The following is a 23,007-nucleotide window of genomic DNA, read 5'->3' as shown; positions in this document are numbered from 1 at the left end:
GGAATGGTTATGGATAGAGTGAAATTAGGTTTTTTAACACTAATGATGAGTTTTACATTGGGATGGACAGAGCAAAACTTATCTCCTATTAAAATATGGTTACAGGCAATAGATTGGGATTTAGATTTATATCGTGAGTGGTTAGGATTGCAGGTTGGAATTCCTCTTTCATACTCACCTTTTAATTTACTAGATGGGCAAACCAATACCTGTTGGGCAGAGGGCGTCAAAGGTGATGGATCGGGAGAGTTTCAATATTACTATACAAACGGAAAATGGTTATGGAAATACCCTACTTTTTACGATTTCAAATACCATGGAAGTGGAGGTGCAGGGGTGCTTTTGGTTTTTTCTAATCTTTTTTCTGTGAACCGTTTGAAAATTATAAATGGTTATACCAAAAGCAAAGAAACATATTTTAACAATGCACGTCCTAGTAAGCTCGAAATGATTTTTTGGGGAGCAAAAGAAAAAGGTGTCATTACAGTGAAAATTATCGAATTAGAAGATGTAATGGAATCACAATGGATAGAAGTAGGTTATATTGAAGAAATAAAAGCGATAGCATTTACCATCCTCTCCACCTATCCCGGGACGAGGTATGATGACACGTGTATCAGTGAGATAGAGTTTTACTATCAGGGGCGGAAGTACGAGGTGGTGAACCTGGAGGAGGCGAAGAGAGAGTTTCTCAGGACGTGGAAGAATGAGGTGATGAATATTTTGAGCGGTGGGGATTGGGGTTGGGGATATTCTTTTTGCTGGTGGGATAACACATCTTATATAGAGTTTGATAAAACGGGGGAGGAAAGTGGAACGTTTTTCATAGATGCTTTTCTTGATCCCCGAGGGGCGATTATAACCAACGAGAATCAGGTAAAGAAAGGAGACAAAATGGGGGTCACCAACATCTATGGGGAGTGGCGGTTTGATGAGGAGGGGGTATTCTGGACGAGGGTACGGGGACGGTCATGGAAGAGGACAGGAGTTGCTCCTATTGCTGCGAATGCGCTTGGGAAAAGGGGGACAAAGTATTTTGCGGGGAGTGACATAGAGACGGAGTATCTGGACTGGAAAGGTCCGAGGTGATATGACGCTGCCGCTTGGGCTGCAGGGGGCTTCAAGCGTCAGCCCCCTGCAAGACCCCCGCTTTTGCGCTCGCCGCACGGGCTGGAGGGGGCTGCTGCCCCCTTTGACATCCCCCGCTTCGCCACTCCCGAGCAGTGGGAGAGGATGGGGACATGCAAGCTGGCATGCCCCCACCGCTACGCTAGCGCTTGCCTGCTCTGGGGAGGGTAGGAATACAACCAACACAAGACCTAAAAACCACCGTGCTGTGGAAACCCTTGCCCGGGAAAACAAGGGCTTGATTTCCTGACTTTGAAAATCGCTAAAAACCCCTACTAAAACATTTTGCTTTAGATGGCTGCGAAACACCCTGCGGTCAAGACTCCGCCCTCTCACCTCCATGTTTCGGTAGCGTAATCGTGCGCTATGACGCTGCCGCTTGGGCTGCAGGGGGCTTCAAGCGCCAGCCCCCTGCAAGACCCCCGCTGCCGCCGCCCCGACGGTTTCTGCCCCTTTCTTTGGTCTATGACGGTGTGGGCTGGTGGGGTTTGGTATGAGCTTTTCTTGTGGTGTAGCCGGCGAGGCGAATACCTCCGTGTATTAGCCTCGCCTTGTGTCCGGCATCCGTGCCGTCCACATCTTGGTGGAGTAGTGTTGTTTCTGTAGCCCAGCCCAGGGGGGTGGTGTCTTGTATGATGCCTTTCACCCGTAAGCACCGTAACGGCGGCGGCGAGGACGAAGGCACCCGGGAGATATTGGCACGGGGCTCGTGTGTGGCGCAGGGGTATGGGCTGGCGGGTTGCTGGCAAACTGTAAAATGGAAACAGCGGGCATCGGTAGGCGAAAGAGAGGGGAGAGCAGGCTACACCATGCCTCCCAGTTTCACCATCAACCCTTGCTCCACCATTTTCTTTATTTCTGTCTGTTCCCCCAGGCCGTTTTCGACCAGCTTAACCCTGAACGGAGCTCCCCGAAGAGACGGCGGAGGCCTGTGCCAGCCGACAGGAGGTCGGCGGTTAAGGGGACTTGTTGCTGTGCCCTCAAGGGACGGTGCAGCGGCGCCCGTGAACCATGCCGAAGGCATGGTCGGGAGAAGCAAGCCGTCCCGCTATGCTCCCGATGCAGGAGGCAAGGTGACCCGATTGCGCTTAGCCGTCTCTTCGGGAAGCGGAGTGCTTGCTACGGTCGAAAACGGCCGGTGCCTCCGGCACTCGGAGCATCGGTCACGATGCTCCGAGTGCTACCCACTATCCCCCTTTCGCCCTCATTTGAGAAGCAAGGAGATGTCCAGGACACACACTTAGCACTTTCTCCCATTTTTTCAGCGCTGCCTCTTTTTTACCCTCCATCCAGTCGGCATAACCATCCCATGCAAGAGCATCAGCATGCTCTGAATCTTTCGCCAGGACCTTGGCAAAACACTCCCTCGCCCTCGTTATTCCTCCCCCAAAGATCTTGGGAGTAAATAACAAAATCCTTCCCAGCGTCACCCATGCATCAAGAAAATCCGGATCAAGAGTTAGGGCTTTCTTCACCTCTGATTGCATGAGAAGCGCATTCGCCATTCGTTTTTCCTCCGGCAAAAGCTCTATCTCCAGCCCATAGAGATCCGCCAAAAGACAGTGAAACCCTGGATCATCAGGCCAATGTTTCAATGCCTCTTTGAGCCATGTTTTTTCTTTCTCCAGATATTTAGTAAAAAGCCCAAAAAGCGGATGCTTCTCTCGTTCTTCAAACGTGCAACCCCGAAGATAATTCACAAACTGAAACCCCCGTCGACAAAGCCGTGCTAAGACATCCGTATCTTTTTTTTCTTTCCAGTTCTTCTCAAGCTCGATGAGCTCCTCTTCTTGGGAAACCTCCTGTGTCTCCTCTCTGTCCTGTGAGAATGATACCCGAGATGATGGAGGCACAAGCCACACATTCCCCGTTCCATACAAACGAATTAACATCTCCCTTACCGAAACATCCCCATAGGAGGTAGCTTCATAGAGATCCATAAACTTATCCATCCCTCCCTTTTCTACGAGAAAAGAAACCCATTCCCACGCAAGCTTATAGTACCCCATGGCTTCTCCAGCCACAAGATGCTCATCAGTAAAAAACCGCGGAGCAAAAAGCGACTCCTCCACCATCTCCTCGACGAGACCTTTATCCCCTTGCCACTGCGAAAAACCAGAAACCGTAAACGGCCACCCCTTCGATTCCTTAGCAAACTTCTCTTGAAAAAACAACGCCAACCCCTCCGTAAGAAAAAGATTCACCGAAGGATAGAGCACATGGGTTATCTCATGAATCATCGTCCCCTCATCCAGAAAACTTACCGCTATCTCCACCTTGGGAAGAATTGACCGCAGTAGCACACCGCCCCTCGAAAAAGGCGTTAGTGTCGAGACAATTTCTGCCAAAAGCACAGGAGTCCATGCCCGTCTCCCAGCAATCTGAGGAATCTGTTTTACCCACAAAGACATCCTTTCAAAAGCCTTCGTGTATTCATGTGCTGGCAAGGCATCATCTTCATAAAACCATCCAACCACTGAAGGAAAACGAACCACCTTTAACTTCCCAGAAAGAACCTCCTCGGCTCTCTTTTCTATCTCCCGCACCGTAAAATCAAAGATATTCCAGCGTTTCACTGTTGCAAGCATGTCTGCTGCCTTTGTCGATTTTCCAGTGAGCAGGTAGAGAAGCGCAAGATACATCAACACCCGAGGAACATCTCCATCCCTTGCCCTTTCATACGCCCGAATAGCTCCGTCCACATCCCCCTCAAGCCAACAAAAATCCCCCCGTTTTTCCCAGGACATCCTCATCCTCTCCTCCTAAAAAACAAAAAAACCATCAAAATCGTGAAGATGGATCTCACCCTTTCCCTGAAGATCAACAAAAAACACCACATAACTCTCCCCTGATAAAAGACAACCCGCCTCGAGAAGCCACTCCCTCGGAGAGACAAAATCCGGTATCATCACCTGCACCCCTTTTTCCTGATAATAGCCAAAAACCCTTTTGAGAAAACCTGTTCTCTCCTGATAACCAAGCCCGGAGAGAACAATCCATCGTACCAAAACCCCCCTTTTCCTCTGACCTTTTTCGAGATAGGCATACCACCATCCACTTATCCATCCCACACTCTCCCCATCAACCTCGTACACCCATGTCTCACTTGCCCCAGGTGAAACAAGCTCTTTCCTCCACCGATAAAGATCAAAACACAGCACATACCTTCCTGTCTGTGAAAAAGAGAGTCCACAGGCTTTCACATCGCTTTCCCTGGCTTTTTTTACCTCACCTCTCAAGACCACCTCTCCCCCACTTCCGCCCGAGAACATCAAAAGCTCATACTCTCCCAAAATGCCAAAAGAAAACCCACTCCCACGCAAAAAATGCTCCCAGTACCTCAAGGTATAACGCTTATGAGCTGCCCCAATCACATAATCTATCCCTTTAGCCTGTTTTTCACGGAGGTAGCCCTGAAAACACGTTACACCATCCCATCTCCCTCGAGAGGTATCCCAGCTCACCCAGCACGGATTGGCGATAGCGAGTTTCTCCCCTTGCTTCTGGTAAACACTTTCAACCGAAAGCCATCCACCTACTATGGGTATCCCTTTTCGCTTTACAGACAAAATTCTCCGCCTCTCACACCACCATCGCCACACAAAGAGTCTCCACGACCAGAGAGGTACAATCCAGCGACGAGCATATCTTTTCACCCACAGCTGACGAACCCACCCTGACCAGAAAAAAAGACGAAGAACCTCCATTATCCCCCCACTGCCATCAGATAGACCAGCGTCTCCTGAAGCCCATCAATCCCAAGAAAACGTTCCACCTCATGATCATAAGCACCTCCGACTGCACATGCTCCAAACCCATAAGCCGTCGCCAAAAGGTAGATATGCTCAGCCATATGACCTGCATCCAGATAGAGAAAACGAAGCCCTCTCTCCCTGTATTTCCTCAGTGTCCGAAGAGGATACGCTGTAATCAAAAACACGACACTCGCCTCCCGCACCATCTCCTGTTCTGTACATATATCCACAAGAAAATCCGAAAAATCCCCACCTTTGAGCATTCCTACAGCATTATCCCGCACATTGTAATGATACAGCCCCGGTTGAAGCCCCTCCACATGGAATACGACAGGATAGATTTCCAGAGGATACAGCGCCCCCGCCGAAGGACTGGCTCTCAGGTACTGCACGTCCCCTGTATCGTACGACATTTCCCCTGTTATCCCATAGGAGAACACCAACATCTTCGCAAAAACCTCAAAAGGCATCTCTTTTTTCGAAAAAGCTCGAACACTTCTCCGACGAAGAATAGCCTCTTCCAGTGACACACCCTCCCCCAGCAAGTCCACAATCTGAGGAAGAGGGCTATAAATAACCTCCGGATACACCTTAAAGTGTCTCGTCATCGAGGAGATAAGCCCTTTATTCTGTCTCAACTGACCAATATGAACAAAATCCTCTCGACTTTTTTCCCTGCCAAATTTACTATGCTCCTGATACGTCAGGGCTTCCGCATAGAGATCCCATTCTCTCGGTGGATAGGAGAGCCTGGCCGCCTCTTCCAGTGGTGATGGTTTTCTCAGTATCATCATCGTCCTCCTCTATGGAAACGGATGAGGATAGGGATTGAGTTCGTCCTCTTGCAAACGATGATCTCTTAACCCCAGTTTTTGTGGAAGGGTGAAAAGCCTCTCTCCACCCCAAAAACGGTACCGATGGGCACCATTGAGCCCCAGCATACCCGGTACCACCACCCGACTCACATACCCACCTGCAGAACGGATATCCTCCGGCGTAATATCCACCACCAGGGCTTCAAACCCCAGAGTTTGAAGAAAGGCACATGCCTCAGCGAGGGAGTTAAAACCCTTTTGTTGACACAAGTCACGGAAACTTATCCTTTTTTCACCCTTAAGAAACGAAAGATGCTTACGCCATTGTGGATAGCTATAACACAACACACCCTCGCTAAAATCCCTTATCTCCTCATCCCACTTCCCCTCAAAAACGCGTTTCTGGGGAAGCTTTTCATTCTGTTGTTTGAGATAGGACGCAAACTTATACGTCTGAACCACCTCAATAATCACCTTGTATAGAGCCGTCGCCACATCCAGTGATGCAGCAGCCCCTATACACAACGCCGGAACGGAGGGCTGTTTCGCCCTCTCATCATCCTCTTCTATCAAACCCAAAAAGACAGGAAAACGGCTATCTGTTGGCAGGGAAAACACACGAATTTTCTTCTTCCACGCTCCCAATCGCTCATCAAGCAAACGGCGAACCCGTTCATCATCAACAGAATCGAGATCCAGCTCATCCGGTGTAAGCCGTGCCCACCAAGTCAAAGCAAAAGCATCCCGTTCAACCACCTCACACAACCCTGTTTTCCACGCCTGAGAGGGCACAAAATGAAACGCCAGTCCTGTGGAGGTTGTATGATTGATACGTGCCTCCTGCCCAAACTCATACATATACGGCATATAAACAAAAGCCGCCGGAACCCATACTTCATCCCCCGAAACCAGAGATATCCCCTTAACCCACCGCACAAGAGATGATGGTAAAAAAAGATCATACGCAAAGTTTTCCTGCTCGTACTGCCACGAAGCATACAACATAAACTTGTCCGGCGAAACCACCCTCTCTTGTCTTTTCATCATGGTCTCATAATCTGCCAGCGGAAGCTGTTTCACAGGAACCACCGACGAGGCATACCGCTCCAGAGCCTCCCCACACGTTGAGAGAAAAGCCTCCTCCGCCGTCTCTCCAATCCCCCCAACCTGAGGATCAAAAGGCATCCCCAGATGATACGACATTCGATGAAGACGTGCACTCGAAAAAAAGAGTTGTGGCTCTCCAGGTGCCACCTCAGCCACATAATAGTAGTTGATTATCCCGGTCAACGATGAAAAAAAAGGCTCCATTCTTCTCACCCAATACGAGAGTTCACGAGAAACTCCGGATGAAGTTACCTGGAACGCTCCAAAACGTACCTCATACCCCATGATTATCCTCCGTCCAGACCATCTGAGGCGGAATACGATCCACATACCCGCAGACAGAACAATACGGGGACTTGAGAACAGGATGAAATTGAACACGATAGTTCACCGCATCAACCAGAAACACCCCCTTCACCATCTCACAGGGTAAATACCACGAGAGAAATTTTACAGATTCTGTCACTGCTATCGACACCAACCACATCACAAAAGGAGAAAACCCCGTCTGCGTGTTCACATCCCCCTCCACCTTTCGCATGAGTTCAAAACCGATATCATACTCCTTGTTGGTTTGTTTTCTCTCAAGATAACACCTATAACAAGGCGTCTCTCCAGGTATCACCAGAGGCCCCACCACACCCCCTGTCCAATCCTCTTCAACATAGAGCACACGAACGTTTTCAAGCATGGCCGCCTCATTCACCGCCTCAAGAAAACCCAACGAACGCCCGCTTCCTGTCACAATAACCAGAGAAAAACCCCGCAAAAGACTCTGCACCCTCCCAGAAAGAGAGGAGTCCTCCTCGTTCAACCATGGAGACCTTTTCACCTGTACTCTACTCTCCCGAAGCCCCTCTTCAATCCCCTGAGCCACCCTCCCCTCTCCTAAAACAAGAACAGAGGCTCTTTCCAGCCGCTGAAGATAGGTTGTTTTCTTTTCCTCAAGATAAGGTGTAAAAAGCCCAAGAAACCCCACAACCCCTTCATCACCGCTCACATCATCACATTCCTCAAGAACCCCCAATCGTACCAGCTGATTCAAGGCATCCTGTATATCCTCCGCTCGAGCACGATTTTCAAACTCGGCCACAATCTCTTCCAGAGTATGAGGTTCATCCAGATAGCTAAGTAAATCCCTCACAAGTACCTCTATCACCTGTCCTCTCAAAAGAAACCAGTTCCCAAGGTGATCAACAAAAAGACTCTGCGGATTCTCTTCCAGCAGGAAAACATACCTCCGCTTCTTGTACCGCATCCTTTTCTCCTCTACCTATAGGTATATGGCAAATAATCCAGAGATTCGGGATAAAAAATCTGATCCCGAAGCACCCTTTCCTGAAGATCTACCATCTCTATCTCTGTTTTTTTGTTGGTGACGAGCGCATCCTGAATCTCGACCTTTGTGGCAAAATTGTAGTTTTTTATCCTCCGATGAGCAAGATACCTCGCCGTCTTGAGATGCACCCTCGTCCGAGTATAAAACTCTTCTTTTGTTATCTTTTCTTCAGCGGTATTCCACCAGAGCAAAATATACTGGTAAGGGGCAGAGTCATCCTTCGCCACCAGCTCAAACACAGACTCCCTTGAGGTATTACTCACCAGCGTCACCGTATACGTCGCCAGAAGGGGCGGTTTCACGACATCTCCTACCATAGCATCCCCGAGAAGCCTCTGCTTGGGAGAAATTTTCACACTCTGTCTGGTTTTTGGAAAATAAAACCAATAATCCCGCCCACGCTGGAGAATCGCCTTTCCCCGGTCACCTGACGGTGTGAGGTACCGAGCTATCGAGAGTTCCAGGCCTTTTACATACAGTTCAAGTGAGGCTTCTCCTGTTTTTCTTTCTCCATCATAGGTTGTGAGGAGCATCTTACCAACATAGCTGTCTGCTGCTCGCTGCGCATGTTCGACCTTTTGAAGGAGCGTCTGTACATCCTGTCCCATCATCACAGACATAATCATCATCAAAAACATCCCGACAACACTTTTTCCCTTATACATGACGAAGTGCCTCCACAATACGAAATTTGAGTGCCTTACGTGCAGGAATCATACTGGCCACCACAGCCCCCAGGATGTTAAACACCGAAGCCCAAACCACCACCCCCACGCTCAACTTAAACACCAGGGGATAAGACTCTGACTGTCCTGGATAGGGGGGGAGCATAATGTTCATACGATTCAACACGACTATCAACACTATGCCAACAACGACCCCTACAGCCGTCGCCACAATACTGATCAGCGCCCCCTCAGTCACAAACATCCCAAAAAGCATCTTTGGTGAAGTTCCTATCGCCCGAAGTGTTCCCACCTCTGAAACACGCTCCATCACCGCCATATACATCGTATTCACAATGGTAAACCCAATGACCACCAAAAAGATAATAGTAATGATGGTAAACGTCGTCTGAAGCATGCGCATCGTGGGGAGATAGGTATCATCCAGGTTATACCATATTCTCACCTCGTATCCAAGCCCCTGGTTTTTGAGTTCCTGAGAGAGTTCTCTCACATACCTCTCCACATCCCCACGGGAAAACGACTCATCCAGTAACGCCACCATCGTATGAAGTTTTGGTGTATAGAGAAGCTCCTTCATCGTGGTGAGATTGGCTATCACGATCCGGGAATCTACCGCCGTCACCCCTGTGGACAACACATCCCCCACCCTGACATAAACAGCCTCAAGGGATCCACCTTCCGACATCGACATCAGGGTAACCATATCACCAGGACCAAGCCCCATCTGTCTGGCAAGAATCTTTCCCAAAATAATGGTCTGATCCTGGAGAAGCACAGAGAGATTGGCTCCCCCATACCCCACCATCTGCAAAAGATCAAGCTCCTTCTCTGGATCGACCCCATACCCCACAAAGATCGTAGAACGCTCCTGATTCCCCAGGATCCCGGAGGCAGAGAGCCTCCCCGTCAGTACCCGCACACCCCCCTTTTTTTTAAGAATCTCCTGGATTGTCTTCTGATCCTCAGGAGTGAGGGCAAGAGCCAGAGACTCTTCCTCCCCCTCCCAGTAGCCTTTTCTGGCCACCTGAAAATGTCCCTTCTGCGCTATCACACTATTCCCGAGATAATAATACACCGCCTCAATATACCCACCAAAAACCACCAGGGCACTCACCCCCATCACCAGCACAGCCGCTGAGAGGAGACTCCGCCGTTTGTTCCTCAGGACATTCCGCCATGCCAGCTTCCATACTTTCAGAATCTTTTTCATCCTAATCTCCCACCCGCTTCAAAAGCTCCTGGGCACGGTCATAGAGACTGGTGTTTTTTTCTACCTTCTGGAGGTTTTCCCGTGCCTGGACTCTATCCTTTTTGTAAAAGGCCACAAGCCCCTTACCATAATAGGCAAGAGCACGCACTTCCCTTGCGTATTCACCATACTCTTTCTGGTATTTTTCAACCCCTGCGAGTAGCTTATCCGCATCCTCCGGTATACTCTGGTAGATATTGGGAAAATACTCGGGTGGCAGGTGAAGATAGTTTCTCAAGCGATTTTCCCGGATACGAAGGTTTTCAGGCGCCATCAATACAGCCTTATCATTATAAAACACCCCTTTTCGTCCATTGCGCATCTTGTCCATCACACTCCCCCACTGAGACGAAAACAGATACGCACCCCCTAACATCGAATACAGCATAGGCTCACGAGATTCCAGTTTCTCCGCCTTTTCAAAGACATTGATAGCCTCCCTGGTAAGCCTTCTCGCATCCTTTGAGGAAACCTTCATCACCTTGAGCACCCCATAGGCATGATACATATAAAACACCCCCACCTGATAGTAACCAAGAGCTGTTTTATTCGTCTGGAGAAAAGCCTTTACCTCCGATTCACTGGTAAATACCGCTCCAATCCTCTCAGGATTCACAAACTCCTCATAAAGAGAAGCTGGTTCCAATCCCCAGCCACAAACACATCCCAGCACAAAAATACAAACCAGCCTATACCAACGCATACTATGCCTCCTTTCTTTCATCTTTGGTTATTATACCATCTTCGAGGTGTACCACCCTGTCCACCACATCCAGAATACGGTTGTCATGCGTCGAAAAAATCACCGTCACTCCCATAACCCGGTTACACTCACGCAACAGCTCAATAATCTGGTGCGCCGTCTTTGAGTCAAGATTGGCCGTGGGCTCATCCGCCAGAATCAGTTTCGGTTGCCTCACCAGGGCACGAGCTATCGCCACCCGTTGCTTCTGCCCCCCAGAAAGCTGTCCCGGATACCGGGAGGCATACTCTTTGAGCCCCACAGACTCAAGCATTTTCATCACCTGAGATTTTCGCTTCTCCTCCGGGGGAAGCTCCTGATCAAGCCATAGGGGATATTCGACATTCTCATACACCGTCAGAACAGGAATCAGGTTATAGTTCTGGAAGATAAAACCCAGGCTATCCCGACGCAAGAGGCGCAGCTCCTCTTCGGAGAGGTTTTTGGTACAGCGGTCATCGTACCACATTTCTCCCTCATCATAGTTATCTATCGCGCTAATCAGATTGAGGAGTGTGGTCTTGCCACTGCCTGATGGACCAGCAATCGCCATAAACTCCCCCTCATCAACCTCCAACGTTACCCCTCGTAGAGCCGGAACCCCCACACTCTCGACCATATAGGTCTTTTTCACATCCTGAATCCGTAGTCTCATAACCCCTCCTCTCCAAAAAGCCACATAAACCCCGCCACAATCTGACCATAGTGCTCCGTTTTTGTAAGAGGATAGTTGTACTCAACTTGGAGAGCCTGATTCCAATTCCACTGCCAGCGGACACCACACCCAGCCCCTCCTATCGTTTTCCAACCATCTGATTCATACGCCGCACCGTCCACACCTGCCTCAAGCCTTATCCCCTTCACTATCTCCCAGATGAGACTTGTCTGAAGTATTGCCCCGACTCTCGTCTGTATCTCCTCCTCATGGTACCCCCTCACCTCACTTGTCATCTCCTCCTGGAAGACATTGGCACTCACCCCTATCAGACGGGGCGTCTTCTCCCACCAGAAAGCCTCCCCTCCTATCTTGAGCAACAACGCTGTCCCTCCTAACGGTAGCCGTGAAAGCCCCCGCAAGCTCACCCCCTGATCAAAAGCAGGCAAAACCTCTCCCTCATCATACCCCCATCGAACATCTCTCCCTCTCCAGACGAGATTATACCCGAGGGAAACCGATGCCTTTGTCCCCTCATCATACGTAAACACCAGCGAACTCCCCGCCCGATGAGTCCAATGGTCTTTAGGGAGTGTTATCTCGGTTTTTTCCATTTTGTTGTAGAAACAATACTCTGGCTTGTACCATACCGTCCATGCCCAACCACCCCCAAAAAGATAACGAAACTGTGGACCCAAACCCAGAGTCGTCCCCCAGAAACTATCATCCTCCGTATTCCCATCCCCATCCCTGTCTAAAAAATTCCCGGCAAATCCTATGAGCGTATCACCGATCACCCCTATCGCCCCATCATACCGAAAGAGACTCGTCATCATCACCTCTGCCCGGAGATACGGTCCACCCCAGAGAAACAAACTCTCCACTGGCAGACTCCCCCACGAGGGAAGCATCATCCACGACAAAAAACGAAACTGCCCAAAAACATCCTGGGCATTGGTCCAATCAGTAGGATAGGTTCTAAGTCTGTACCACAGCCCAGCTACCCCCCATCCATCCCCAAGAGATGGTCCAACAAAAGCAAAACCACCCTCCACTATCAGAAAAACGATCATCCCAAAGATAACCTTCTTCATCCTTTCCTCCACATCCATGATATCATAAACTACTGGACAAACTCAGTTGCCAGTGGGTTTTTTCTACCATTTCACCAAACAGTGTGTACCGTTCCCCTCCCACAACACTCACAGAAAGCCTAACCTCCCAGAGAGAAAGACTCTTCCACGTTATCCCCCCCTGCCATCGCCAGGAATACGTCGAGAGTTCAGTGGTTACATCCTGACTTATCTCCCAGTGGTCGCCTATGGTCTTCGTAAACCCCAGAGAAACCATCCAGGGCGCATAGGTGTCAAACGAGAGATGCCCCGCTGCCAACAGAAGATACGTCTCCGGCACAACAAAATAAAGCTCATTCTTATAACGACTCTCCGCATACCTTACCCCATCCCAATAGGCTTTTCGCTCCTCGTCGTTCCAGCTCCTCTCGCGATACAAAACCTCACACCGTAGCGTCACATCCCAGGGGAGTTCTGCCCGGATACCTACCAGAACATTCCAGAACATCCTGAAAAAACTCCCGTTCCTCTCAGAAAACTCATATTTTCCGGGAGTGATATTGGTAATCCCTGGAAAAGGCACATTGGTCTCTTCTCGCCCATCAAAGCCTGGCACTGTAAGCCTCACTCCGTTCTTATAAGAAGCCTCCGTATAAAAAGTCCATCGCTCCCAGCTCCATGCCGACGAGATCGCGTATTTAGATACAGGGAATTTCCCCTCTTTCGTCCACTCCCAGAGAGAGAGACCTTTGAGCGTCACCCCGCCTATCAAACACGAAAACGCCCCTCCCCCCAGCCAGTTCGTCGTCGCATTCTGGAAACAATCGTACCACTCATTGGTTGATTTCTCCTCCCAGAATCGAGAAGGCACTACATACCCCGACAGCTTCACATCCCCCAAACGCACCTCCCCCTTCACCATATAAAAGCCCTCACCATAACGCCTATACCCATCATAATCCGCCCACAAAAGCATCGGTTTATAAAAAAATCCCTCACTCATATCCCATTTTTTCTTACCCACTGTCACAAAGTAGCGAAAATCATGCATCCATTCAACAAACATCTCCTCAGGAAATGCCCGAAAATCCCTCTGTCCTGGCTTCCTGTCATGATCATAGAGCACATCCTTCTCCGTTTGCCAGCGCAAACACCAGGTCGTTTCTGTCTTGACACCCCAGACCTCCCACATCTGACGAGGAAGAAGCCTCTCCTCCATCCGAAACCCCTGAACAAAAACCAGGTCATTGGTACAAAAAACTGATGAGGGATTCTTCTCCCCCTGGTCAAGCCTCACCTCATAGGTCGTCCCCGCATACACCCCGATGGGCAGAACCACGAGAGCTATCACTCTCCTGAAATCCATCGGAACCTCCTTACCACAAGTGGGAAAGCCACCAGAGTATACGCCAAAAGTATGCCTCCTCCCCGTACCACTACCATGAGGTCTCCATCCTCAACAAAGAAAAACCTGAGTCCCTCAAGAAAATGCGTCGCGGGAAGGGCATACGCCACCCATTGCAACACCACTGGCATCTGTCCGAGGGGAAAATACAACCCTCCAAGAAACATCATCACATATGCAAAAAGATTGAGAATCGCTATCGACCCCTGAGAAGTTTTCGCAAATCCTGCCACAAAAAGAGCCACCGTTGCCAGAGCAAAAAAACCAAACCCCAGATACACTATCATTCCCAGCCACAACACCAAAGAAGAGGGGAGATGAACGCGATAGAGGAAAAATCCCACCCCACAGAGAACACCCCCCTGTACGAGGGTCACGAGAAACTGAGCCAGCCCATCCCCTCCCACATACACCATCCCTGGTACAGGAAAAAGCGAGAGTTGCTTCAGAACCCCATATTCCCGATAAACAATCATCTTCTGCCCAAAACTAAAAAAAACCGACGACAACACCACAAGCGCAAGAAGTCCAGGGAGTAAAAAGTCCACATACGAAGTCTCCATTCGCCCCTTGATTTCCTTCGTAAGATAGGTTATCTTGCCCTCCACCTTTTTCCTCTGGATAATCTCCTCATACAGGATACTATCAAGGATAGAAAAAGCTATGGTATTCATCTCCTTTTGTGAAGCATTGTACAACACCTCAAAGAAAGGGTTTCCATCCCGACGTATCTCCTCTCCAAACCCAGAGGAAAGAAGAATCCCCAAAACCACTGTGTTTTGCTGAACCTTTCTCTCCACTTCCTCTCGAGAGGCCATCTCTTCCACCACAAACACCCCCAATCGCCCCAAACCTTCAACAAGACCACGTGAAACATCCGTACCATCACCATCATACACCGCCACACGTATCATTGGCTGTTCATAACGAGAAAAAATACTCCCCATAATCACCAAAAGAAGTAAAGGAAAAACCACAATCCAGAAAACCGCTGCCGGTTCCCGAAAAAAGAGCTTCATCTGCACAAAAAACCATGACCACAACGAGGAAACAACCGTTTGCTTCTCTCTCATCGTCTCTCTCCTGTCAGCTGAACCACCACATCCTCAAGTGAACCAGAATCAAACTCGATATTATAAAGCCTGACTTCTTTCTCTCTCATAAGCTCTCCCAAATCCCTCAAAAAAGCCTCTCGAGACACAATATGAAAGACACCCTCTCTCTCATCTTGCTCCACCACCTCCAGAACAGAGGCAAAGGCTTGTGCCCTTGTAAGGTTACTCTTCTCATCGACCACAATACGAACAAAAACGGTATTCCCATATTTTGCTACAACCTCAGAAGGAGTCCCAACACAGATAAACCTCCCATCCACCAGAAGCCCTACACGGTCACACAACACCTCCACTTCTTCCATATAATGAGAGGTGAGAAAGATAGTCATCCCCAATTTTTCCCGCAAACTCTGCAACAGTTCCCAAAAAACCCTTCTCGAATGGGGATCTAACCCTGTGGTTGGTTCATCGAGAAAGAGAAGTCTCGGCTTACCCGCTAGAGCCATCGCTAATCTTAGTCGCTGCCTCTGTCCCCCACTGAGATGTTCGTAGAAACTTCGTTTCTCCGTAACAAGTCCAACCATCTCCAGGAGTTCCGAAACCGAAAAGCCATCCCTATAAGCCGCACAGGCTACTTCAACAATCTCAAACACCCGCAAACGGGAAAGAGGCACATTTTCTTGAATCTGAGCCCCAAAAAAAGAACGAACCCCCTCCTCTCTGGACGAAACCCCAAAAACAAAAGATGCTCCGGAATCTGGAATTCTGAGTCCTTCAATGATTTCTATGAAAGTTGTTTTGCCTGCTCCGTTAGGCCCTACCAGCCCAAAACACTCCCCCTCTTTCACCTCCACAGAAAGGTCAAAAACCCCCTTTCCAGAAGGATAGCGTTTGGTCACATTTCTCACCTCGATAGCAAACATCTCTTCTCTCCCCTCGTTAAAAACAAGACGTATGCCCTGGTATGGAACCACCAAATACCAGAGAACAGGAACAGCAACCACTAGCAGGAGCCAGTGTTGTGGTTGTTGTGGAAAGAGTAACAACTTCTATCTTCATACACCCCCCTCCTCTTTTGTTTTTTACCTCACGTCACCTTAAAACTTTTTACCACCCACACCAGGGCATTTTTTCACTTTCATTATAGGGAGACTTTTTTTTTTGTCAAGTAGTCGAATTGCCTCATAAAAAAAAGTACTCAAAAATTCCATACAGTTTCCTCCAAATTTTTGTTTTTTACATTCTTTTTCTTTTGAAGGCTGAAAAGTTTTCTCTGGCAAGCTGTAATTTTTTGTCTTAGGTGAAACAAATCGAGAGCCTTATAAAGCCTTGTTAGGCGTTCCTTTTGTGCCTCACTTACATAAGAGCTTTCTAAAAGCCGCTGGTAGGGAGTTTTAATATCATCATGCTTCTTTTGCACCTTGCTTCCGATTCTCTTTTTCTCTGTCATTTTCATAACCGGTTGAAAAAAGTTGGTATACAGTCGAAGATAGGCATAGAGTTGGTTCAAGTAGTAGACTTCTTCCTCGGTATCGTAGCGGAAGTATCCAACATTCTGGCGGACTATGGAATAGTTTTTCTGCTCAACGTAGCAGTTATCATTGGAACGGGAGCTTCTTCCTCTTGTAAATTTTATCTGGTGCTTCTCACACCAATCGCGCAGAGGATGATTAATAAATTCAGCACCGGTATCAGAATCAATTCCCCGTAACTCAAAAGGAAGTCTTCCTTTGACTTTTTCTATGGCTTCTCTTACCCATTTTGAAGCTTTGTTTTTGATTGCCACAAGCTCTGTCCAACCGCTCCAAACATCCACCATATTTAATGTTTGAGCAAAATCTCCCCGGCTATTTCCTCCCTCATGGGCTACCAGATCAATCTCCATAAAACCAGGGCAATTTTCATCCCACTCTGCCCACGTGCGTATAGCTATTTGTTGCTTTAATAGCGTTCCAGGCTTTGTACCTTTTCGTCCTTTTATCTCAAGCTTTTTACGCTCATGTTTCAAAAGTCGGTCAATACTTGAAGCACTTATATGGCGCAAGTTTTCTATAGCCTGTGGAGAACCGTGGAGATGTCCGTTTGCTAAGAGATTATCTAAAACTTCATTTAAAATTGGCTTTAAACGTTTGCCACACATGTAGTTTTCAATTTCCCAGACCTGTTTTAGAAGTTTTAGTTCCTCTTCGCCGAATTTTTTCTTTCTGCCAGGTCTTTTGCCCTTTTTGGCTATATCGGCTTTAAGGTAATTTTTCTTGCCTACATAGATGGTTTTTCCGTGCTGCCTCAAGAGCCTGGCGGCATAGTTTCGGTTTTTTAAACCTGTTATCCTCACAAAATAATCCAGTATCTCCATTTTTTCCTTTTTGCTGGCTTTTTGATATTGTTTTGCCGTTTCCCTGTAAATAGGTCTCCTTTAAAACATCGCCAACCCAATTCCTGTTGGCGAGCCTGTCGAGCCACGGTTGGCGAGCCTGTCGAGCCACGGTTGGCGAGCTTCTCGAGCCATGAACTGGATTATTTTATACACAGATTTGGAGTACTTTTTTATTTTGCAATAGCGTTCCCTTTTCGAGTACTTTTATTATGAAGCAATTCGGTGATTTGATTTTTTTTTACGTTTTCGTTATAATACCCCCAGTTACCCGAAAAGGGGGAAAAAGCCATGAAATTTACGGTAAACCGGGACGAATTCTTCCATCTTTTATCCCTTGCAAACGAGGTTATCAATCCCAAAAATCCTTTAACGATTTTGGCCAACCTTTACCTCTCTGTGAGTAAAGACGGACTTGTCATTATGCAGGGATACAATGGAGAGCACGGCATCAAACTCGAAATGACCGGAGATGTAGAAGAGGCCGGTACGGTTCTTTTGCACGCCCGAAAGTTTTTTGATGTTGTCTCAAAGATCACCACTCCTCATATCTGTATCAGTAGTGGTGAAACCGGATCCTATGAGCTTACCATCACTTCCCCCGAAAACAACTCTAACTTTTACAAACTCCATGGTGGACATGCCGAAAACTTCCCCACCTTTCAGGAGTATACGTGGGAAAATTACATCGCCATCAGTCAAGAATCCCTTTACGAACTGATTGATATGACAGAATATGCCGTCTCAGGAGATAGCGCCAAGATATACCTCACTGGTTTTTATATGGAGGAAAGCGTCGAGGGATGGTTGACTTTTGTAACCACCGATGGCAAGCGCCTTGCCCTTCTTTCCAGAGAATATGAAAAAAAAGTGGGAGAGGTTCAGGACAAGGTGATTATTCCTGGTTCCCTGATGAAGATTATCAAAAAATCTCTCTCAACAGGAGATGCTCGTATCGCTATCCGAGGACAAAATGTGTTTTTCAAGATAGGGAATGTGTACCTGTTTTCCGGGCTTCTGGATGGAAAGTTTCCCAACTATCGTGATGTGATCCCATCCCTTATTTCCTATACTGCCGAAATAGGCGTTGAGGATTTTCGCAGACAGCTCGAAAGTGTAGGTGTTCTAAGTGATGGAGATGTTCCCAAGGTTTTCTTTGAACTTCTACCCAATCAGGTAAACCTCTCCTCTGTCAATGCTATTTATGGTGAAGCAAGAGCTTCGTTCGAAATCCATTATGAAGGAGAACCGTTGCAATTTTCTCTCAATTATCGACATCTTATGGACTTTTTGCGAGTAGTCAAGAGCTCCTCTGTACTTCTCCATATTAAAAGCACAGAAAGTCCAATAAAGTTCGGGATCAAGGGAGATGAGAACTTTATTTATCTTGTTATGCCAATAAAGGGCATCTAAAGGGATATTTATTTGCAGTTTTTTCATATTTTAAGTATAATATTTAATGAGATGCTCACAAAAAGCACATCAAAGAAAAGATAAAATTCAAAGGAGGATACAATCATGGCTGTAAAAGTTGGTATCAATGGTTTCGGCCGTATCGGAAGAATGGTGTTTCAGGCTCTCTGCGATCAGGGACTTCTCGGCAAAGAAATTGATGTGGTGGCTGTCGTCGATGTGGCAACTGATGCTGATTATTTTGCGTATCAGATCAAGTACGACTCCATCCACGGTAAGTTTAAACACAAAGTAGAGACAACAAAGTCCGATCCCTCCCGTGAAGAGGCTGATATTCTTGTTGTAAATGGTCACAAGATCAAGTGCGTCCCTGCTACAAAAACTCCCGCAGAACTGCCCTGGAAGGATCTTGGTGTTGAGTACGTTATTGAATCAACAGGACTCTTTACTGATTCTGAAAAGGCCAAGGGACACCTCGAAGCTGGTGCAAAGAAGGTTATCATCAGTGCTCCAGCTAAGGGCGAGGTAAAAACTATTGTGATGGGTGTGAACGAGGGAGAGTACGACCCCAAGACTCACAACATCGTTTCCAATGCTTCCTGTACCACCAACTGTCTTGCCCCCCTTGTGCATGTACTTCTCAAAGAAGGCATTGGAATTGAAACAGGTCTCATGACCACCATTCACTCCTATACCGCTACGCAAAAGACAGTAGACGGTCCTTCAAAGAAAGACTGGCGTGGTGGACGTGCAGCTGCTATAAACATTATTCCCTCTACGACAGGTGCAGCCAAGGCTGTGGGTGAAGTACTCCCTGCCGTAAAAGGAAAACTTACCGGTATGTCATTCCGCGTACCAACAGCTGATGTGTCTGTGGTTGACCTTACCTTCCGTGCTGCACGCGATACCTCTATCGAAGAGATCGATAGCCTCCTCAAGAAGGCTTCTGAAACATACCTCAAGGGTATCCTTGGTTACACGGATGAGGAGCTTGTGTCTACCGACTTTATTCACGATTCTCGTTCCTCTATCTATGACTCGCTTGCTACCCTTCAAAATAACCTCAAGGGTGAAAAGCGCTTCTTCAAGATTGTTTCCTGGTATGATAACGAGTGGGGTTACTCCAACCGCGTGGTGGATCTCCTCCGCTACATGATCTCCAAAGACAAGTAAATCTCGTCAAAAAAGACAAGGCGGATCTCTGGGATCCGCCTTTTTTATGAAAAACAAAAAAAGAAAAAGTTTTCAAAAATCTTATCATAGGAGAACTCACAAAAACTGGAGAGAAACATCTGCTTTCTTTATAATGTTGGCACTATCCGAATTTTTTTCGGCATAAAGGAGTTTCTATGAAACACAATACGTTTCTCTGGTTCTTCACAGTTTTTTCGCTTTTTGTGTCCCTTATTTTTGCCCGTCCCTGGTGGAAGGATGCTGTTTTCTATGAGATTTTTGTTAGAAGTTTTTACGATTCCAATGGAGACGGCATAGGGGATTTGCAGGGAATTATCCAGAAGCTTGATTATCTCACCAATCTCGGTGTGAACGCCATCTGGCTCATGCCCATTCATCCTTCTCCATCCTATCATGGATATGATGTCCTCGACTACACCTCGGTTAACCCCCAATACGGTACCATGGAAGATTTTGAAAAACTCCTGGAAGAAGCCCATAAACGCGGAGTGAGAGTCATCATCGACCTTGTACTCAATCACACTTCCTCCTCTCATCCCTGGTTTATCAAGTCATCCAAAAAAGATCCAACCTATGATGAATTCTACATCTGGCGCAAGGATATAACCGAATCCGGCTGGGGGCGTCCCTGGGGAGGGGGAAGCAAATGGGATGTCTGGATACGCAACAGCTCCCGAGAAGAATACTACTATGCGGCTTTCTGGAGTGGTATGCCAGACCTCAATCACAGAAACCAGAAGGTAAAAGAAGAAGTATACAAGTTCACAAAATTCTGGCTTGACAAAGGAGTTGATGGATTCAGGCTCGACGCGATCCGTTATCTCATCGAAACAGGTCCTGGAAAAGGACAGGCAGATACCGAGGAGACCATCAGCTGGTTTGAAGAGTATAACCAATTTGTAAAAAGCGTCAATCCAAATGCCGTTCTCGTGGGAGAAGTCTGGACAGATAACCGCACAGTTTCCCGATACTATTCAACCAATGGGATTATGGATCTCTGTTTTGATTTTGACCGCTCTGGTGCCTTCCTTTCCTCTGACAAAAACAATATTGTTCGAGCATATCTCACCCAGAAACGTTATACTGCCCCTGCAGATTTCTATGCTCCCTTTTTAGCTAACCATGATGTATTCCGTGCCATGAACCAGCTTGGCAATAATGAAAAGCTTGCTCGTCTCGCGGCTGTGTGTCTTTTGACAGCAACAGGAACACCTTTCCTCTACTATGGCGAAGAGATTGGTATCTCTCAGATAGAGAATGGGGATGACAAATACAAACGCACCCCTCTCCCCTGGACAACTGACAAAAAACGCAACTACGGCTTCACCACAGGAAGGCCGTGGTTTCAGATGTATGTTGCTAACAAAAAAGTAAACGTGGAATCCCAAATCAAAGATAAAAACTCACTTCTCTCACTTTATAGAAAACTCATTCACATCCGGAAAAACTTCCCTGAATTCCGTTCAGAAAATCTGGAGATCATTCCCAACAACAATCCCAATCTCCTTGTCTATAAGCGTACCGAAGGTGAAAATACCTCCTGGGTTTTGATAAATTTCTCCGGAGATAAGGAAGATATCGATGTGCCTCAGCTTGAAAATAAACAACTTCAAAACCTTATTACGGACAGAAAAATAACCATTAAAAAAGGTGTGAAAATCTCCGGGCTTGATTTTCTCATTCTCAAGGAAATATAATTTTTGTTGACAGCAAAAAGCACCTGTCTTGAAAGACAGGTGCTTTTTTACAATTTTTCAAACACTTTTTGAAAGTGGAGGATTTCCATGCTTAATATTCTTATCGTAAGCATCATGATAGGGGGATGGGGATTCGGGAGGCTTTTTCGATATGTTAAACTTCCCTCTGCTGTTGGCATGCTTGTTTGGGGAATTCTTTTTGGCATCATTATCCGAAAAGGATGGTTTGGAGAAATCTTGAATGGTTATGGTCTTGTTCTGCTCAAACAGATAGAACCCTTCCTCAAGTCTCTGGCTCTGGTAGTTATTCTTCTCCGTGGAGGGCTGGGAATTTCCCGGGAGGCACTCAATCGCCACGGCTGGACAGCGTTTTTCCTTTCCTGGCTGCCAGCGCTTTTTGAAATGGGCGGACTCACCCTTCTCTTGCACTTTGGGATGGGATTCTCATGGCAGGTTGCCCTGTTAACCGCTGCCATCCTTTCGGCTGTCTCTTTAGCGGTTGTTGTCCCTGCCATGCTTGAACTCAAACAATCCGGTATAGGGAAAAAAAAAGACATCCCAACACTTGTCCTTGCAGCATCCTCCCTTGACAATGTGGTCGCTGTCACCATGTTTTCCCTGGTACTTCAGTTTATCTCCGGAAACAACCAAGACATAACCCGAGCTCTCTGGGTTTTCCCTTGGAGTATTGGAATGGGAATCATACTTGGAGGAATTGTTGGATGGGGACTTTCCCTCTTTTTTGAAAAAAACTACACAAAAATCCGAGCCACAGAAAAGGCAATTATCATCCTGATGTTTTCCCTTATGGCAATTCAGGTGGGAGATATACTTCATGTCTCTTCCCTTGTAACTATTGTGATGATTGGTTTTATTCTTCTCGAAAGATCGCCCAAAGTGGCTCATGAGATCGCTCGAAAAATGAATGTCCTCTGGGTAGCGGCGGAAATTATCCTCTTCGTCCTTGTAGGCATGGCTGTAGATATCAACAAAGTATTCTCTCTGGGACTGGCCGGAATAGGGATTATTTTTGGGGGACTTGCCTTCCGTTCCCTGGGGGTAGTGATCGCAACCGCGAGAACCCATGCCAGCTGGAAAGAAAAACTTTTCTGCATTATTGCCTATCTTCCCAAGGCAACGGTTCAAGCCGCCCTCGGAAGCGTTCCTCTCGCCTACGGTATTGTTGGTGGAGAAACCATCCTGGCTCTTGCTGTAGCCGCTATTGTTATTACCGCACCTCTGGGAGCTTACCTTGTAGAAAGATTTTCCGTTCCCCTTCTCCATGTTGATCTGGGAGAAAAGGGAGGAAGATAAAAA

At 47.4% G+C, this 23,007-nt stretch carries 19 protein-coding genes; 5 read left to right on the top strand and 14 right to left on the bottom strand.

The window, feature by feature from the left end:
* The first annotated feature begins 9 nt into the window (after window positions 1–9).
* Window positions 10–1,089 (top strand): NADase-type glycan-binding domain-containing protein, encoded by a 1,080-nt coding sequence (locus tag KDW03_RS04180; RefSeq protein ID WP_271436143.1) that lies wholly within the window; start codon window positions 10–12, stop codon window positions 1,087–1,089.
* 1,226 nt (window positions 1,090–2,315) lie between these two features.
* Here the strand turns inward: KDW03_RS04180 and KDW03_RS04175 are convergent.
* The 14 genes from KDW03_RS04175 to KDW03_RS04110 all read right to left on the bottom strand — a co-directional run bounded on the left by KDW03_RS04175 (window position 2,316) and on the right by KDW03_RS04110 (window position 17,368).
* Complete coding sequence (locus KDW03_RS04175; RefSeq protein WP_271436142.1) at window positions 2,316–3,881, bottom strand: tetratricopeptide repeat protein; 1,566 nt, start codon at window positions 3,879–3,881, stop codon at window positions 2,316–2,318.
* A 9-nt stretch (window positions 3,882–3,890) separates the two neighbouring features.
* Window positions 3,891–4,835 carry a hypothetical protein gene (locus tag KDW03_RS04170; protein ID WP_271436141.1) on the bottom strand — a complete coding sequence of 315 codons (945 nt, stop codon included), beginning with the start codon at window positions 4,833–4,835 and terminating at the stop codon, window positions 3,891–3,893.
* Window positions 4,835–5,677: a SagB/ThcOx family dehydrogenase gene (locus tag KDW03_RS04165; protein WP_271436140.1), complete on the bottom strand. Its 843-nt coding sequence runs from the start codon at window positions 5,675–5,677 to the stop codon at window positions 4,835–4,837. Before KDW03_RS04165 ends, KDW03_RS04170 begins: the two co-directional genes overlap by 1 nt.
* 9 nt (window positions 5,678–5,686) lie before the next feature.
* Window positions 5,687–7,090, bottom strand: coding sequence for a YcaO-like family protein (locus KDW03_RS04160; protein WP_271436139.1), 1,404 nt, complete (start codon window positions 7,088–7,090; stop codon window positions 5,687–5,689).
* Window positions 7,080–8,063, bottom strand: a complete 984-nt coding sequence (locus KDW03_RS04155; protein ID WP_271436138.1) for a TOMM precursor leader peptide-binding protein — start codon at window positions 8,061–8,063, stop codon at window positions 7,080–7,082. Before KDW03_RS04155 ends, KDW03_RS04160 begins: the two co-directional genes overlap by 11 nt.
* A gap of 11 nt (window positions 8,064–8,074) precedes the next feature.
* Complete coding sequence (locus KDW03_RS04150; protein ID WP_271436137.1) at window positions 8,075–8,809, bottom strand: outer membrane lipoprotein-sorting protein; 735 nt, start codon at window positions 8,807–8,809, stop codon at window positions 8,075–8,077.
* Window positions 8,802–10,043, bottom strand: coding sequence for an ABC transporter permease (locus KDW03_RS04145; RefSeq protein WP_271436136.1), 1,242 nt, complete (start codon window positions 10,041–10,043; stop codon window positions 8,802–8,804). Before KDW03_RS04145 ends, KDW03_RS04150 begins: the two co-directional genes overlap by 8 nt.
* 1 nt (window position 10,044) lies before the next feature.
* On the bottom strand, window positions 10,045–10,785 hold the full coding sequence (locus tag KDW03_RS04140) for a hypothetical protein (RefSeq protein ID WP_271436135.1): 741 nt from the start codon (window positions 10,783–10,785) through the stop codon (window positions 10,045–10,047).
* A gap of 1 nt (window position 10,786) precedes the next feature.
* Complete coding sequence (locus tag KDW03_RS04135; protein ID WP_271436134.1) at window positions 10,787–11,479, bottom strand: ABC transporter ATP-binding protein; 693 nt, start codon at window positions 11,477–11,479, stop codon at window positions 10,787–10,789.
* Window positions 11,476–12,573 carry a hypothetical protein gene (locus tag KDW03_RS04130; protein ID WP_271436133.1) on the bottom strand — a complete coding sequence of 366 codons (1,098 nt, stop codon included), beginning with the start codon at window positions 12,571–12,573 and terminating at the stop codon, window positions 11,476–11,478. Before KDW03_RS04130 ends, KDW03_RS04135 begins: the two co-directional genes overlap by 4 nt.
* A gap of 22 nt (window positions 12,574–12,595) precedes the next feature.
* Window positions 12,596–13,918, bottom strand: a complete 1,323-nt coding sequence (locus KDW03_RS04125; RefSeq protein ID WP_271436132.1) for a hypothetical protein — start codon at window positions 13,916–13,918, stop codon at window positions 12,596–12,598.
* The gene (locus tag KDW03_RS04120) at window positions 13,900–15,030 is read right to left on the bottom strand and encodes an ABC transporter permease (protein ID WP_271436131.1); all 1,131 of its coding nucleotides are present in this window, start codon (window positions 15,028–15,030) and stop codon (window positions 13,900–13,902) included. The genes KDW03_RS04125 and KDW03_RS04120 overlap by 19 nt, the downstream gene beginning before the upstream one ends.
* On the bottom strand, window positions 15,027–16,058 hold the full coding sequence (locus tag KDW03_RS04115) for an ABC transporter ATP-binding protein (RefSeq protein WP_271436130.1): 1,032 nt from the start codon (window positions 16,056–16,058) through the stop codon (window positions 15,027–15,029). Before KDW03_RS04115 ends, KDW03_RS04120 begins: the two co-directional genes overlap by 4 nt.
* Before the next feature lie 152 nt (window positions 16,059–16,210).
* On the bottom strand, window positions 16,211–17,368 hold the full coding sequence (locus KDW03_RS04110) for an integrase catalytic domain-containing protein (protein WP_271436129.1): 1,158 nt from the start codon (window positions 17,366–17,368) through the stop codon (window positions 16,211–16,213).
* A 309-nt stretch (window positions 17,369–17,677) separates the two neighbouring features.
* On the opposite strand from KDW03_RS04110, the gene dnaN reads away from it, so the two are divergent.
* The 4 genes from dnaN to KDW03_RS04090 all read left to right on the top strand — a co-directional run bounded on the left by dnaN (window position 17,678) and on the right by KDW03_RS04090 (window position 23,004).
* Complete coding sequence (gene dnaN, locus KDW03_RS04105; protein WP_271436128.1) at window positions 17,678–18,799, top strand: DNA polymerase III subunit beta; 1,122 nt, start codon at window positions 17,678–17,680, stop codon at window positions 18,797–18,799.
* Between the two features lie 105 nt (window positions 18,800–18,904).
* Window positions 18,905–19,972, top strand: a complete 1,068-nt coding sequence (gap, locus tag KDW03_RS04100) for a type I glyceraldehyde-3-phosphate dehydrogenase (protein ID WP_271436127.1) — start codon at window positions 18,905–18,907, stop codon at window positions 19,970–19,972.
* A gap of 176 nt (window positions 19,973–20,148) precedes the next feature.
* Window positions 20,149–21,690, top strand: coding sequence for an alpha-amylase family glycosyl hydrolase (locus KDW03_RS04095; RefSeq protein WP_271436126.1), 1,542 nt, complete (start codon window positions 20,149–20,151; stop codon window positions 21,688–21,690).
* An 87-nt stretch (window positions 21,691–21,777) separates the two neighbouring features.
* A complete protein-coding gene (locus KDW03_RS04090) occupies window positions 21,778–23,004 on the top strand; it encodes a cation:proton antiporter domain-containing protein (RefSeq protein WP_271436125.1) in 1,227 nt (408 codons plus the stop codon).
* Window positions 23,005–23,007 lie beyond the last annotated feature (3 nt).

Source organism: Thermospira aquatica, from assembly GCF_023525255.1.
GTDB lineage: Bacteria > Spirochaetota > Brevinematia > Brevinematales > Thermospiraceae > Thermospira > Thermospira aquatica.
This window is presented reverse-complemented; position numbering and strand designations above follow the sequence as displayed.

Bases quoted from the DNA above. Each gene is read 5' to 3' on its own strand.
- KDW03_RS04180 (WP_271436143.1), top strand. From the start codon at position 10: ATGGATAGAGTGAAATTAGGTTTTTTAACACTAATGATGAGTTTTACA.
- KDW03_RS04175 (WP_271436142.1), bottom strand. From the start codon at position 3,881: ATGAGGATGTCCTGGGAAAAACGGGGGGATTTTTGTTGGCTTGAGGGG.
- KDW03_RS04170 (WP_271436141.1), bottom strand. From the start codon at position 4,835: ATGGAGGTTCTTCGTCTTTTTTTCTGGTCAGGGTGGGTTCGTCAGCTG.
- KDW03_RS04165 (WP_271436140.1), bottom strand. From the start codon at position 5,677: ATGATGATACTGAGAAAACCATCACCACTGGAAGAGGCGGCCAGGCTC.
- KDW03_RS04160 (WP_271436139.1), bottom strand. From the start codon at position 7,090: ATGGGGTATGAGGTACGTTTTGGAGCGTTCCAGGTAACTTCATCCGGA.
- KDW03_RS04155 (WP_271436138.1), bottom strand. From the start codon at position 8,063: ATGCGGTACAAGAAGCGGAGGTATGTTTTCCTGCTGGAAGAGAATCCG.
- KDW03_RS04150 (WP_271436137.1), bottom strand. From the start codon at position 8,809: ATGTATAAGGGAAAAAGTGTTGTCGGGATGTTTTTGATGATGATTATG.
- KDW03_RS04145 (WP_271436136.1), bottom strand. From the start codon at position 10,043: ATGAAAAAGATTCTGAAAGTATGGAAGCTGGCATGGCGGAATGTCCTG.
- KDW03_RS04140 (WP_271436135.1), bottom strand. From the start codon at position 10,785: ATGCGTTGGTATAGGCTGGTTTGTATTTTTGTGCTGGGATGTGTTTGT.
- KDW03_RS04135 (WP_271436134.1), bottom strand. From the start codon at position 11,479: ATGAGACTACGGATTCAGGATGTGAAAAAGACCTATATGGTCGAGAGT.
- KDW03_RS04130 (WP_271436133.1), bottom strand. From the start codon at position 12,573: ATGAAGAAGGTTATCTTTGGGATGATCGTTTTTCTGATAGTGGAGGGT.
- KDW03_RS04125 (WP_271436132.1), bottom strand. From the start codon at position 13,918: ATGGATTTCAGGAGAGTGATAGCTCTCGTGGTTCTGCCCATCGGGGTG.
- KDW03_RS04120 (WP_271436131.1), bottom strand. From the start codon at position 15,030: ATGAGAGAGAAGCAAACGGTTGTTTCCTCGTTGTGGTCATGGTTTTTT.
- KDW03_RS04110 (WP_271436129.1), bottom strand. From the start codon at position 17,368: ATGGAGATACTGGATTATTTTGTGAGGATAACAGGTTTAAAAAACCGA.
- dnaN (WP_271436128.1), top strand. From the start codon at position 17,678: ATGAAATTTACGGTAAACCGGGACGAATTCTTCCATCTTTTATCCCTT.
- gap (WP_271436127.1), top strand. From the start codon at position 18,905: ATGGCTGTAAAAGTTGGTATCAATGGTTTCGGCCGTATCGGAAGAATG.
- KDW03_RS04095 (WP_271436126.1), top strand. From the start codon at position 20,149: ATGAAACACAATACGTTTCTCTGGTTCTTCACAGTTTTTTCGCTTTTT.
- KDW03_RS04090 (WP_271436125.1), top strand. From the start codon at position 21,778: ATGCTTAATATTCTTATCGTAAGCATCATGATAGGGGGATGGGGATTC.